Origin of the sequence: Nisaea sp., assembly GCF_040217065.1 — a bacterium.
Classification (GTDB): Bacteria; Pseudomonadota; Alphaproteobacteria; order Thalassobaculales; family Thalassobaculaceae; genus Nisaea.
In genome coordinates, this window is sequence record NZ_JAVJNX010000005.1 from 363018 (window position 1) to 376698 (window position 13681).

A 13681-nucleotide genomic window follows, 5' to 3' on the forward strand; every position below is an offset into this window, starting at 1 on the left:
TTTTTCCTGCTAAGGCGCGGACTGACAATACCTCGCCAAGATTGAAACGGACTAAGGAGCCACTATATAGTTATCCTATCAATAGGAAAATTATTATCGTATGGAGATTGGAATGTCACCTAAGTCATTGCCAATTCATGCAAGTGTGGGCCGGAGAGGGGTGAACAGGCAGGATGATGTTGTTGTCGTAAAAATGGCTCTGCGGGTTCTCAGGGACCGGCTGTCCTATCGGCCGTTCTACGAAGCGGAAATCAACGGCGTAGCTAGCGATAGAACGGTATCGGCAGTCGAAGCTTTTCAAGCGTCACAAAATGAGTCGACGGCAGATACACTCCAGCCGAACGATCCTGTCCATCGGCATCTGACTGAAATGGTGCGGCGAGAGCTACGCCAATCACCTCATGTTCGGACACCGTATCTGGAGTTTGACGGGACAAAATTGTGTTGGTTCGGCCATCGTGAAACTCAGACTTGCTGGCCCGCAGTATCAGGTGTGTCCGGATTTCAGACGAAGGGATTTCAAGCACTTAAAGACAAAGGCCCGTTGCCGGAAGGCAAGTGGCGTGTCAGGCAGGATCGATATCAGAGATTTGACGACGCGCCGTTGATAAACCGTCTCGCCTCATATCTTCTCTTTTTGAACATCAAAGTGACGAATTGGCCAGGAGGGAAAATAGCATGGGGCAACCATAGAGTATGGATAGAGCCAAGCAGGGGAAACGATGTTCATGGAAGAAGCGGTTTTTCGATTCATGGCGGAGCTTTTCCAAGATCTGCTGGATGTGTCGATTTAACGGATAGGATGTCGGATTTTGCAGAAAAGTTCAGGACGTATGGCGCCGACATGGATTTGATCGTGAGATATTGAGCAGGACCTGTGCCTAACTGAATGAAGAGGACCAGAAATGAGGTGCCGACAGTGAAAGTGGGCCAACTTCGGTTGCTGCTATGTATCGGGCCGGCATTGATCATCGTCTCCAGCCTGTTCGATTTGTATTGGTATTTTGATGATCCGGTGTCCTATCCAATCCCATGGGAAGGGGGAGGCTGGAGGTATGACAGCCACTGGAATTATGTCGTTTCAAGCGTTTCTTGGATAACCCTCGCTGCAATCCTGCTCATGTTTCATCTTCGCAAAGCGGGACCAGCCTTTCAGATGTTTGGCTGGGTAGGGTGTTTCCTTATTACTGGATGGATGGTGCTGCATTTTCTCTGGTCTGTCCTCGCCCTGATTGGTTGGACAATAGGCGCACAGATTCCGGCTCCGTTTTATTGATCTCCGGCCCGAACTTATGTGGAGGGCGCTTCATGGACCAGATTACGCAACGGTTTGGCGGAGCGGTGAAAGCGCCTTTTACTTCAGTACGGACTGTCGACGTCTCCCATTTCGACATAGACGCTCTTGAGCTGGCTGTAATGCTCGATCGCGGCGCGGGCGTTCTCGCGGCCGATGCCGGATTTTTTGACACCGCCGAAGGGCATTTCGATCGGGGTCAGATTGTAGGCGTTGATCCAGCAGGTACCGGCCTCGAGTCCCGCGACAACCCGGTGACCGCGCTGGATATCCTTGGTGAACACACCGGCGGCGAGGCCGAAATCGGTGGCATTGGCGCGGGCCAGGACTTCTTCCTCGGTATCGAAATCAAGCACGCACATGACCGGGCCAAAGATTTCCTCCCGGGCGATGGTCATGCTGTCCTTCACATCTGAGAAGACGGTCGGGGCGACGAACCAGCCGTCCGGGAAGGACGGTACCGTGGCGGCGTCACCGCCGATCAGCACGAGGGCGCCTTCATCGCGGCCGGTCTGGATGTAGCCGAGCACCTTCTCGAACTGCGGCCTGGAGACGAGGGGGCCGAGATGGGTCTCTTCATCCATCGGATCGCCGAGACGAATCTTCGCGGTGCGCTCGCGCAGACGGTCGAGGAATTTCTGCTTGATGCTCTTCTGCACGAAGACGCGGGTACCGTTGGAGCAGATCTGGCCGCTGGAATAGAAGTTGCCGAGCATGGCGCCGGAGATCGCGTTCTCGATATCCGCATCCTCGAAGACGATGATCGGGGATTTGCCGCCGAGCTCCAGCGTGACCTGTTTCAGCCCTTCCGCTGCCGCCGCCATGACCTTCGCCCCGGTCGGCACGGAGCCGGTGACGGAAACCTTGTCCACGCCCGGATGCGCAACCAGGGCCGCGCCGACATCCCCAAAACCCTGAACCACGCTGAAGACGCCGTCGGGAAGGCCCGCTTCCTTGTAAATCTCCGCCAGCTTCAGGGCGGTCAGCGGCGTGGTTTCCGACGGCTTGAAAATCATCGCATTGCCGCAGGCAAGCGCCGGGGCCGACTTCCAGCAGGCGATCTGGATCGGGTAGTTCCATGCGCCGATACCGACGCAGACACCCAGCGGTTCGCGCCGTGTATAGGCAAAGGAGCCGCCGAGGTCCGTATACTCGCCGTGGATGTCCGCCGCGATGCCGCCGAAATATTCCAGGCAATCGGCGCCGGAGGCGGCGTCCGCCACCAGTGTTTCCTGCAGCGGCTTGCCGGTATCCAGCGTCTCCAGCAGTGAAAGCTCCCGATTGCGCGCGCGGATCAGATCCGCCGCCTTCCGCAGGACCCGGCCACGCTCCGCACCGCTGAGGGCGGCCCAGATTTTCTGGCCTGCGCGGGCTGCAGCGACCGCCTTGTCGATGGTGGCAGCATCCGCCGCATGGAGTTCCGCGATGGTCTCGCCCGTGGCCGGGTAGAGACTGGTGAAGCTCTTGCCCTTGGGGCTTTCTATCGGGCTGCCGGCGATGAAGTGGGAGGCTGTCGGTTGCGCGCGCATGTGGCTTGTCCTTCTGTCGGTATCAGCGGCTGGCAATCTTAGCGGTCCGATGTTTCCCAGCGCGGATTGATCCAGGGCTGCTTGTTGGAGGGCGGCAGCGGCGCCTTGCCAAGGATATGGTCGGAAGCCTTCTCGCCGACCATGATGGAGGGACCATTCAGGTTCCCGTTTGGAATGCGCGGGAAGATCGAGCTGTCCGCGAGCCGAAGCCCTTCGACCCCGATCACCCGGCATTCCGGGTCCACCACCGCCATCGGATCGTCCGCCGCGCCCATCCGGCAGGTGCCGGACGGATGGTAGGCGCTCTCCACCTCGGAACGGATGAAATCATTCAACGCCTCGTCGCTCGTCACATCGTCACCGGGGGAGATCTCCCTGCCGCGATAAGGCGTGAAGGCATCCTGCCCGAAGATATTCCGGGTCAGCCGGATACAATGCCGGAAGTCGGCCCAATCATCCTCATGGCTCATGTAATTGAACTTGATCACCGGCGCGTCCATCGGGTCGGCGGAGCGCAGGGTAACGGTGCCGCGCGATTTCGAGCGCATCGGGCCGACATGGGCCTGAAAGCCGTGGCTCTTGGCCGGCGACTTGCCGTCATAGCGGATCGCGACCGGCAGGAAGTGATACTGGATGTCCGGGTATTCGACACCCGCCTTGGAGCGCAGGAAGGCAGCGCTCTCGAAATGGTTGGTGGTACCGAGGCCTGATTTGAACAGCAACCATTCGAGGCCGATGAGACCCTTGGAGAACAGGTTCAGCTTTGAATAAAGGCTGATTGGCTGGGTGCATTCCTGCTGGATATAGAGCTCCAGATGGTCTTGCAGATTGGCGCCGACGCCCGGCCGGTCGGCCCGAACCTCGATACCATGCTGGCCCAGCTCTGCTGCGGGACCGATGCCGGAGAGTTTCAACAGCTTCGGTGAGTTGATGGAGGACGCGGCGAGGATCACTTCGCGGTTCGCCGTGATGGTCTCGATGCTCCCGCCACGGGCGATCTCGATGCCGGTGGCGCGCTTGCCGTCAAACAGGACACGGCGGGCGAGGCCGCTCACCATGGTCAGGTTCGGGCGCTTCAGGGCCGGTTTCAGATAGGCGTTCGCGGCGGACCAGCGACGGCCGTTATGGACCGTCATCTCCATCGGCCCGAAGCCTTCCTGCTTCTCGCCGTTATAGTCTTCCGTCATCTCGAATCCGGCCTGCTGACCGGCTTCGACGAAGGCGTGGTAGAGAGGGTTTTTCCTGGGGCCGCGGGTGACATGCAGCGGGCCGCCCGTGCCGCGCCAGCCGTCCTGTCCGCCATGGCTGGATTCCATGCGCTCGAAATAGGGCAGCACATTTTTGTACGCCCAGCCCGTCGCGCCCTGTTCCTCCCAATTGTCGTAATCCCGGGCGTGGCCGCGGACATAGACCATGCCGTTGATCGAGGAGGAGCCGCCGATCACCTTGCCGCGCGGGCAGGCGAGGCGGCGGCCGCCGAGATGGGGTTCCGGTTCGCTCTGATAGCCCCAGTCATAGCGGCTCATGCTCATCGGATAGGACAGGGCGGCCGGCATCTGGATGAAGGGGCCGATATCGCTGCCTCCATATTCCACGACGATGACCGAATGCTTGCCGTCGGCCGACAGCCGGTCGGCCATGACAGCGCCTGCGGAGCCGGAACCGACGATCACGAAATCTGCCTGCATGGGGTTCATTCACCGCGCGGGAAACGCGCGGCCTCCTCAAGGGTGTTGAGATCCATGTGGTTGCGCATATAGCGCTCGGACGCTTTCTGCAGCGGCTGAAAGTCCCATGGATAATAGGAGCCGTTGCGCAGGGCTTCGTAGACAACCCAGCGGCGCGCCTGGCTGTCCCGAACCTCGCGGTCGAATTTTTCCATGTCCCAGCGCTCCCGCATCTCGGCCTGGAAGGCCGACAGCGTTTCCGCATGAGCCGGATCTGCGGCGAGATTCACCAGCTCGTCCGGGTCGGCCTCAAGATCAAAAAGCTGGGGCGGGTCGAGTTCGCAGTGATTGAACTTGAAGCGCCCGCGCCGGATCGAGACCAGTGGGGCATAGGAGCCTTCGGCTGCATATTCGATCAGGACTGGAGAGGTTCGCTCTCCGCCATCGATCAGCGGTTTCAGGGATTCCCCGTCCGTCCAGGGGGCGACTTCGGACAGATCGACGCCGGCGATATCGGCAAGGGTCGGCGTGATGTCGATGGTCGAGACCGGCGTGGTCACGGTTTTGCCCTCGATGCCGGGGCCTGCGATCATCATCGGCACCCGGGCGGAGCCCTCGAAGAAGCTCATCTTGAACCAGAGCCCGCGCTCTCCCAGCATGTCGCCGTGATCGGAACAGAAAACAATCACTGTATCCTCGTCCATTCGGCAGCGCTTCAGGGTATCCAGCAGTGTCGCGATCTTGTCGTCCAGATAGGAGATGTTCGCGTAATAGGCTTGGCGGGAGCGGCGGACATGCTCGTCGGTGATGTCAAAATTCCTGTAGTCGTTGGCGAGGTAGAGGCGCTGGCTGTGGGCGTCCTGATTCGCGAATGGCACGGCCGCGACGCGCGGCTTCAGCTCCGGGCAGTCTTCATAGAGATCCCAGAAATTCCGGCGGGCGACATAGGGGTCGTGCGGATGGGTGAAGCTGACCGTCAGGCACCAGGGGCGTTCATCGCCGCCCCGGGAAAGCTGGTAGAGCTTCTGTTCCGCGTTGAAGGCGACCTCGTCGTCATATTCCATCTGGTTGGAAATCTCGGCGACGCCCGCGCCGGTGACCGAGCCGAGATTGTGATACCACCAGTCGATCCGCTCGCCGGGCTTGCGGTAATCCGGCGTCCAGCCGAAATCGGCGGGATAGATATCCGTCGTCAGCCGTTCCTCGAAGCCGTGCAGCTGGTCCGGCCCGACAAAATGCATCTTGCCGGAGAGGCAGGTGTAATACCCGGCGCGGCGCAGGTGGTGGGCGTAGGTCGGGATGTCGGAAGTGAATTCTGCCGCATTGTCATAGACGCCTGTCCGTGACGGCAGGCGGCCGGACATGAAGGCGGCGCGGCCGGGTGCACAAAGCGGGCTGCCCGTATAAGCATTCCTGAACCGGACGGATCGTGCCGCGAGAGCCTTCAAGGCCGGCGCGTGCAGGAAATCCGCCGGGCCGTCCGGGAACAGGGTTCCGTTCAACTGGTCGACCATCAGGATCAGGATATTGGGCTGCTTCGTCACGTCTTTCCCCCGGCTGTGAGTTGCGCGTCGATATAGTCTTCCGTCAGACGGATCGCGGCGGCGCGGTCGGGGTCGCTGTCCAGCAACGCGTGGCGGAGATAGAGGCCGTCGATCAGCGCGGCAGTGCCCTCTGCAATATGCTGGGCATGTTCCCGGTCGGTCAGTTGCGTCAGCGCGTGCTGCAGATTGCTGCGCAGGCGGCGGGCGTAGACGGAGAGAACACGGCAGGCCTCGCCCATGCTCTGGGCTTTCACATAGAAGCTGAGCCAGGCGGAGATGGTTGCCGGGCGGAACTGGTCGGACGCGAAGTTCGCATGGATGATGCCGGACAGGCGCTCTCTCGGTGTTGTCGCGGCACGCAGCGCCACGACGACTTCGACCGAAAGCTCGCTCAGCAGATGCCGCATGGTGGCGACGATCAGCTGATCCTTGCTGCCGAAATAATGATGCGCGAGGCCGGCCGACACACCCGCCTGCCGGGCGATCTCGCTCATTGTCACCTCGAAGGACCCGCGTGCGTGAATAGCCTCGATCGCAGCATTGATCAGGGCTTTGCGGCGGATAGGTTCCATTCCGATCTTGGGCATGTGCGGCAGGTCCTTTCGGGCCCGACCGTATTTTTGATTGACTGCTCAATCAATAAAAATCTTGCACTGGATTTGCTATAATGTTTGCCTACTCCGACCAATAACGGGGGCAATCCAAACAGGGAGCATCAATCATGCTGAAATCCAGAACTGCATTCGCCATCGCCCTGGCGGCCGGGATCATGACGTCCGGCGCCGCGATGGCCGACAATCACTGCTCGACCGTTCGTTTTTCCGATGTCGGCTGGACCGATATCACGGCGACGACTGCAGCCACCACGACTGTACTCGAAGCGATGGGCTACGAGACTGATGTTAAGGTGCTTTCCGTCCCGGTGACTTACGCATCGCTGAAGAACAAGGATATCGATGTCTTCCTCGGCAACTGGATGCCGACCATGGAAGGCGATATCGCAAAATATCGCGATGAAGGCTCGGTGGAGACCGTCGGCGTTAATCTCTATGGCGCGAAATATACGCTCGCCGTGCCGCAATATGCCTACGACGCGGGCCTGAAGAGCTTTGCCGATATCGCCAGGTTCAAGGACAAGCTTGACGGCAAGATCTACGGCATCGAGCCGGGCAATGACGGCAACCGGTTGATCCTCGACATGATCGAGAAGGATGCCTTTGGCCTGAAGGGCTTCGACGTCGTCGAATCCTCCGAACAGGGCATGCTGGCCCAGGTGGCTCGCGCGGTGAAGAAAGAGGAGCCGGTTGTGTTCCTGGGCTGGGAGCCGCATCCGATGAATGCCAATTTCGAGATGGCCTATCTCTCCGGTGGTGACGATTTCTTCGGCCCGGACCTGGGCGGGGCGTCGGTACTGACCAATATCCGTGCCGGTTACGCCAAGGAATGCCCGAATGTTGGCCGTCTCCTCGACAATCTGATGTTCTCGCTCCGCATGGAGAACGAGATCATGGGCGCCATCCTGAACGACAATGAAGAGCCGAAGGATGCGGCCAAGGCCTGGCTCAAGGCAAACGCCGGTATTCTCGACGCCTGGCTCTCGGGTGTGACGACGGTCGACGGCAAGGCCGCGCTTCCGGTCGTGCGCAAGTCGCTCGGCCTTTAAGGCATAATCTCCGGAAGAGGCGGCATGCGTGCCGCCTCTTCTTGATTGCGCCCATGAGCGGCGGCAGGGCAGGGGGAGCTTTCCGTGGAATGGCTGACTGAAAACAAACTTCCGATCGGCAAGGCGGCGCGTGTGTTCGTCGACTGGCTGACCGATCATGGTGCCTGGTTCTTCGACGGACTCGCTGCCGGCCTCGAATTCATGATCGACGGCATCCTCTGGGTGCTGCAGACGCCGCATCCCCTGCTTGCCGTCGCCATCATGGCCGGGATCGCCTATGCGGTGCGCCGGACGATCACCTTTCCGCTGCTGGTCGCAGCCGGCCTGTTGCTGATCGTCAATCAGGGCTACTGGGAGGAAACCACGGAGACGGTCGCGCTGGTGCTCGCCTCCTCCGTGGTCTGCATGGGAGTCGGCGTTCCGCTCGGTATCGCCGCCGCCCGGCGTCCCTGGCTGTTCTCCGCCATGCGGCCGGTCCTCGATCTGATGCAGACCATCCCGACCTTCGTCTATCTGATCCCGGCGCTGATCCTGTTCGGGCTCGGCATGGTGCCGGGACTGATCGCCACGGTGATCTTCGCCATTCCGGCGCCGATCCGGCTGACCCATCTCGGCATTTCCTCGACGCCGAAAATGCTGATCGAGGCCGGGGAGGCCTTCGGGGCGACGCGCATGCAGCTGCTCTGGAAGGTAGAGTTGCCCTATGCCCTGCCGCAGATCATGGCGGGGCTGACCCAGACCATCATGTTGTCGCTTTCCATGGTCGTGATCGCGGCGCTGGTCGGGGCCGACGGGCTCGGGGTGCCGACATTGCGCGCGCTTAATCAGGTGAATATCGCGAAGGGCTTCGAGGTTGGTCTCGCCATCGTGGTGATTGCCATCATTCTCGACCGCCTGTTCCGCGGACGCGGGGAGGACGGAAAATGACAACACCCGCCGTACGTTTCGACAAAGTGAACATTGTCTTCGGCAAGCGGCCGGAGGAGGCCCTGCCGCTGATGGACAGGGGCATGGACCGCACCGAGATCGAGGCGGAGACCGGCCAGGTTCTCGGCGTGCATGATTGCAGCCTGACGGTCGATCCGGGAGAAATCGCCGTCATCATGGGCCTTTCGGGCTCCGGCAAGTCGACCCTGTTGAGGGCGGTGAACGGCCTCAACCCGGTGACCCGCGGTGCCGTCTGGGTGCATGACGGAGAGCGGGAGATCGACGCCGCCAGTGCGGACGAGGCGACATTGCGCCGGCTGCGCACGGAGCACGTCACCATGGTGTTCCAGAATTTCGCCCTGCTGCCCTGGCGCACGGTCGCGGACAATGTCGGCCTCGGCCTGGAGCTGTCCGGCGTCGGCAAGGCGGAACGCGCGGAACGCGTGGCGCGCCAGCTCGCCCTGGTCGGTCTCACCGAGTGGGCGGACCGCAAGGTGCATGAACTGTCGGGCGGCATGCAGCAGCGTGTCGGTCTGGCCCGCGCCTTTGCCACCGAGGCGCCGGTGTTGCTGATGGACGAGCCGTTCTCCGCACTTGATCCGTTGATCCGGGCCAAGCTGCAGGACGAATTGCTCGAGCTGCAGTCGCAACTCCAGCGCACCATCATTTTCGTCAGCCACGATCTGGAAGAGGCCCTGAAACTCGGGTCGAAAGTCGCGATCATGGAAGGCGGGCGCATCGTCCAGTGCGGCACCCCACATGAGATCGTGATGAACCCGGCAAATGCCTATGTGGCAGAATTCGTCTCCCACATGAATCCGCTGAGTGTGTTGCGGGCGGACTCCGTGATGGCGCCGGTTCCGGACGGCACAACGGTGCCCGAGGGCGCACAGGATATCGGTTCCGGTGTGCTTGCGAGCGGGACGGTGCCCGTTGCTGCGCCGGAAACGCCGATGGCGGATCTGTTGCGCTGCCGCCTGCAAACCGGCGAAACCATCCTCGTCGTTGCTGACGGAAAGCCCGTGGGGCGGATCGGGGACGCCGAAATCTATTCCTCTCTCCTCAAGGAATAGGGTACGACTCACAAAATATGAACTAAAGTGCAGGAGGAAGCCCGTGTCGGACAAAGGCATCGTCATTGTCGGGGCCAGCCACGGCGGCGTGCAACTGGCGGCCAGCCTGAGAGAAAAGGGCTATGACGGCCCCTTGACCATGCTGACCTCCGAGCCGGATCTTCCCTATCAGAAACCGCCGCTCTCCAAAGGCTATATCAAGGAGCCGGACGCGAAACCGACGCCGCTCCGGCCCGAGAAATTCTATACAGACCGGTCCATCGACCTTCGCCTCGGCACGACGGCGACCGCGCTTGATCTGAGTGGAGGGGAGGTGCGGCTGGCCGACGGCTCCGCCATCTCCTGTTCCCGGATTGCGCTGGCTGTGGGCTCCCGCCCCCGGAGAATCCCGATCCCGAACATCGATGCGCCGGGCGTGCTTGAGCTCCGGACCTATCAGGACAGCCAGGCGATCAAGGCCGGCTTCAATGCGGCCGCGTCCGTGCTGGTCATCGGGGGCGGCTTCATCGGACTCGAAATCGCCGCGACCGCTGCGGTGCTTGGCAAGCAGGTAACCGTGCTTGAAGCCGAGAATCGGCTGATGGCCCGTGCGGTCTCGCCGGCTGTCTCGGCCTATTTCTTCGGCTACCTGACCAGCCTGGGCGCAGATATCCGGCTGAACGCCCGGGTCTCCGGCATCCGGCTGTCCGGCGGGATCGCCTCCGGCGCCGACCTTGCCGATGGCACTGTCATTGATGCCGGGTGTGTCATTTCCGGGACCGGCGTGCTGCCCTGCACCGAACTTGCGGAAGCGGCGGGGCTGGCGATCGAAAACGGCATCGCCGTCGGGCCGACCATGCTGTCCTCTGTTCCGGAGGTCGCGTCCATCGGGGACTGTGCCAGTTATATGCACTGGCAGATCGGCCGCCGGGTTCGTCTTGAATCCGTGCAGAACGCCGTGGATCAGGCCAAGACAGCGGCCGCCGCGCTGCTGGGCGATGCCGAGCCCTATCACGAGGTGCCCTGGTTCTGGTCCGACCAGGCCGAGGCCAAATTGCAGATCGCCGGGCTGTCCGACGGCAGCGAAACGGCTGTGCTGCGCGGTGATCCGGAGAGCGGCTCCTTCTCCGCCTTTCTGTTCGCCGCCGGCAAGCTACGGTGCGTCGAGTCGGTGAACAAGGCAGGTGATCATGCCTTGGGGCGCCGGCTTCTCGCCATGGATGCTGGCCTGACGCCGGAGCAGGCGGGAGATCCGGAATTCGATCTGCGCGCCTTGGTCAAAAGGGCGCGATCCTGAGGTGCGGTGCGGCCTCACGCTTCTGAATTCAACCGCGCTTGTGGTGCGGGGTGTGCTCTTTCGTCGCGTCGTGACGAGCCATTTCGCTAAATAAGCAGGCATTCATGCCGCAATTTATGTATTCCATGGCATAAAGTGTGTGGTATACCAGAACCCACGCATCCCGCCATGGGAGCGTCCTCTATTGGTCGAACGACCGGGGAAATCCGCATGAACGAGTCTTCAGCGTTGATGGTGACGCCGATCGCGGCCGAAGTCAGTCTCAAGGACAAGACTTATACGGCCCTGAAAGACGGTATCGTCTCGATGAATATTTATGATCCGGATGCCAATCTGCGGCTCGACGAGCGGCAGTTGTCCGAGCAACTCGGGATCAGCCGGACGCCGCTGCGCGAAGCGCTGGCCCGGCTGGCGCAGGAAGGGCTGGTCGATATCCAGCCCCGGCGCGGCGTGTTCATCGTCCGCAAGACCAAGGCCGAGATCATCGAGATGATCAAGGTCTGGGCGGCGCTCGAAGGCATGGCGGCGCGGCAGGCCACGGAAGTTGCCTCGGATGCCGAAATCAGGCAACTCCGCCGGATCTTCCAGGAGACGGAAAAGGGCCGGCTGGAAATCGACGAATATTCCAGCCGCAATATCGATTTTCATCAGGCAATCCTGAAGCTCGGCCATTCGCCGCTGATTCTGGAAATGACTGACAAGATTTTTCTGCATGTCCGTGCCATCCGTGCCCGGACCATCGGTGAGCAGGACCGGATCACCCGGTCGATGCAGGATCACATGCATATCGTCGAGGCCATCGAGGCCCGTGACGGGGAGCTGGCGGAACGTCTGGTCCGTGACCATGCGCTTGCGCTCGCCAAGCATGTCGCCAACAACGTGAACTATCTCGGATAACCGAAGATCAAGCGGCGGTGCGCGTTGTAACGACCGCCTGTAAAAAAGGGAGCCTGACTATGAGCGATACCGCTACCGATACTCTGAAAGAAAAAGACCGCTCCGGCGAAGTCGTTTCCGGTGGCCATCTGGTCGCGAAAGCCCTGAAGAACGAGGGTGTCGATACCATCTTCACGCTCTGCGGCGGGCATATCATCGATATCTATGACGGCTGCGTCGACGAAGGCATCCGGATTGTCGACTTCCGGCACGAGCAGGTCGCGGCCCATGCCGCCGACGGTTACGCCCGTCAGACCGGCAAGCTCGGCTGCCTCGTTACCACGGCCGGCCCGGGCTGCACCAACGCGATGACCGGTGTAGCCACCGCGTTCCGTTCGGAAAGCCCGATGCTGCATATCGGCGGACAGGGCGCGCTGACCCAGCACAAGATGGGCTCGCTGCAGGATCTGCCCCATGTCGATATCATGGCGCCGATCACCAAATTCTCCGCCGGTGTCCGCTCGACGGAACGCGCGGGCGACATGGTCTCCATGGCGGCCCGTGAATGTTTCTCCGGAGCCTATGGCCCGTCCTATCTGGAAATTCCGCGCGACGTGCTGGACCGCGAAGTGCCGCTGTCGAGCGCCGTTATCCCGGAGCCGGGCAAGTATCGCGCCTCTGTCAAATCGATCGGCGATCCGGCTGATATCGAGCGTCTGGCCGACCTGATCGTCAAGGCGGAGCGTCCGGCCATTCTCGTCGGCTCCCAGGTCTGGATGAGCCGCGGCCATCAGGCGGCGATCGATCTGGTCAAGGATCTGAACATCGCCTGCTACATGAACGGTGGCGCCCGCGGCATGCTGCCGCAGACGGACAGCCATTATTACAACCGGACCCGTCGCCTCGCCTTCCAGAAGGCGGACCTGTTGCTGATCGTCGGCACGCCGTTCGATTTCCGCATGGGCTACGGCAAGCGTATCCGTGAAGATCTGACGCTGGTGCAGATCGATCAGTCTTACAGCACGGTCGGCAAGAACCGGGACGTGGATCTCGGCATCGCCGGCGATCCGGGCGCGATCCTCTCCGCCGTGCACGCGGCCATCAAGGGCCGGGTCGACAATGGCTCCAAGGGCCGTGACGGGTGGCTGAAGGAACTGCGCGCGGCCGAAGAGGCGGCGACCGAAAAGCTGATGCCGCTGTTCCTGTCCGACCAGTCCCCGATCCATCCCTACCGGGTGGCGTGGGAGCTGAACGAGTTCCTGACAGAGAAGACGGTCTATATCGGCGACGGCGGCGACGTGGTGACGATCTCCGCCCAGGCCGTGGCACCGAAAGGCCCGGGCAACTGGATGGATCCGGGTGCGCTCGGCTCGCTCGGTGTCGGCACCGGCTTCGCCATCGCGGCAGGTCTGGCCAATCCGGAGAAGGAAATCCTCTGCTATTACGGTGATGGCTCCTTCGGCATGACCGCCTTCGACATGGAAACCGCCAACCGGTTCGGCGTGCCCTATATCGCGGTCATCGGCAACAACTCCTCGATGAACCAGATTCGCTACGGCCAGATCGCAAAATACGGCGACCAGCGTGGTAATGTCGGCAACAAGCTTGGCGATGTGCCGTTCTCCAAGTTCGCCGAAATGCTCGGCGGCCATGGTGAAGAGGTGCATGAGGCGAACCAGATCCAACCCGCCCTGCAGCGTGCCCGTGAAGCGGTGAAAACCAGCGGCAAGTCCGCAGTGGTCAATATCTGGGTCGACCCGAACGAATACGCACCGGGTACCAAGAACCAGACCATGTACAAATAAGCGGAAGGGCGTGCCGGGTCTCCGGCG

General features: G+C 61.4%; 12 protein-coding genes. 8 read left to right on the forward strand and 4 right to left on the reverse strand.

Annotation, left to right across the window (positions count from 1 at the left end):
• Positions 1–160: 160 nt before the first annotated feature.
• Positions 161–868: a hypothetical protein gene (locus RH950_RS06330; RefSeq protein ID WP_350054821.1), complete on the forward strand. Its 708-nt coding sequence runs from the start codon at positions 161–163 to the stop codon at positions 866–868.
• Between the two features lie 51 nt (positions 869–919).
• A complete protein-coding gene (locus RH950_RS06335) occupies positions 920–1276 on the forward strand; it encodes a hypothetical protein (RefSeq protein ID WP_193170199.1) in 357 nt (118 codons plus the stop codon).
• Positions 1277–1359: 83 nt separating this feature from the next.
• Here RH950_RS06335 and betB read toward each other — a convergent pair whose 3' ends face one another.
• From betB to betI, 4 genes are read right to left on the reverse strand one after another with little or no spacing between them, the layout of a single operon-like run.
• On the reverse strand, positions 1360–2823 hold the full coding sequence (gene betB, locus RH950_RS06340; RefSeq protein ID WP_350054823.1) for a betaine-aldehyde dehydrogenase: 1464 nt from the start codon (positions 2821–2823) through the stop codon (positions 1360–1362).
• A 38-nt stretch (positions 2824–2861) separates the two neighbouring features.
• Positions 2862–4511, reverse strand: a complete 1650-nt coding sequence (betA, locus tag RH950_RS06345) for a choline dehydrogenase (RefSeq protein WP_350054825.1) — start codon at positions 4509–4511, stop codon at positions 2862–2864.
• A gap of 5 nt (positions 4512–4516) precedes the next feature.
• The gene (gene betC, locus RH950_RS06350) at positions 4517–6034 is read right to left on the reverse strand and encodes a choline-sulfatase (protein WP_350054827.1); all 1518 of its coding nucleotides are present in this window, start codon (positions 6032–6034) and stop codon (positions 4517–4519) included.
• Positions 6031–6621 (reverse strand): transcriptional regulator BetI, encoded by a 591-nt coding sequence (gene betI / locus RH950_RS06355; RefSeq protein ID WP_350054829.1) that lies wholly within the window; start codon positions 6619–6621, stop codon positions 6031–6033. The genes betC and betI overlap by 4 nt, the downstream gene beginning before the upstream one ends.
• Before the next feature lie 134 nt (positions 6622–6755).
• Here betI and RH950_RS06360 point away from each other — a divergent pair, with 134 nt between their 5' ends.
• The 6 genes from RH950_RS06360 (at position 6756) to RH950_RS06385 (ending at position 13654) form a co-directional block, all read left to right on the forward strand.
• Positions 6756–7697, forward strand: a complete 942-nt coding sequence (locus RH950_RS06360) for a choline ABC transporter substrate-binding protein (protein ID WP_350054831.1) — start codon at positions 6756–6758, stop codon at positions 7695–7697.
• Between the two features lie 84 nt (positions 7698–7781).
• Positions 7782–8624: a choline ABC transporter permease subunit gene (gene choW / locus RH950_RS06365; RefSeq protein ID WP_350054833.1), complete on the forward strand. Its 843-nt coding sequence runs from the start codon at positions 7782–7784 to the stop codon at positions 8622–8624.
• Positions 8621–9697, forward strand: a complete 1077-nt coding sequence (gene choV, locus RH950_RS06370; RefSeq protein WP_350054835.1) for a choline ABC transporter ATP-binding protein — start codon at positions 8621–8623, stop codon at positions 9695–9697. Before choW ends, choV begins: the two co-directional genes overlap by 4 nt.
• A gap of 43 nt (positions 9698–9740) precedes the next feature.
• Positions 9741–10973, forward strand: coding sequence for an NAD(P)/FAD-dependent oxidoreductase (locus RH950_RS06375; protein ID WP_350054837.1), 1233 nt, complete (start codon positions 9741–9743; stop codon positions 10971–10973).
• Positions 10974–11183: 210 nt separating this feature from the next.
• Positions 11184–11870, forward strand: a complete 687-nt coding sequence (locus tag RH950_RS06380) for a GntR family transcriptional regulator (RefSeq protein WP_350054839.1) — start codon at positions 11184–11186, stop codon at positions 11868–11870.
• 59 nt (positions 11871–11929) lie between these two features.
• Positions 11930–13654 carry a thiamine pyrophosphate-binding protein gene (locus RH950_RS06385; protein ID WP_350054841.1) on the forward strand — a complete coding sequence of 575 codons (1725 nt, stop codon included), beginning with the start codon at positions 11930–11932 and terminating at the stop codon, positions 13652–13654.
• Positions 13655–13681: the final 27 nt, after the last annotated feature.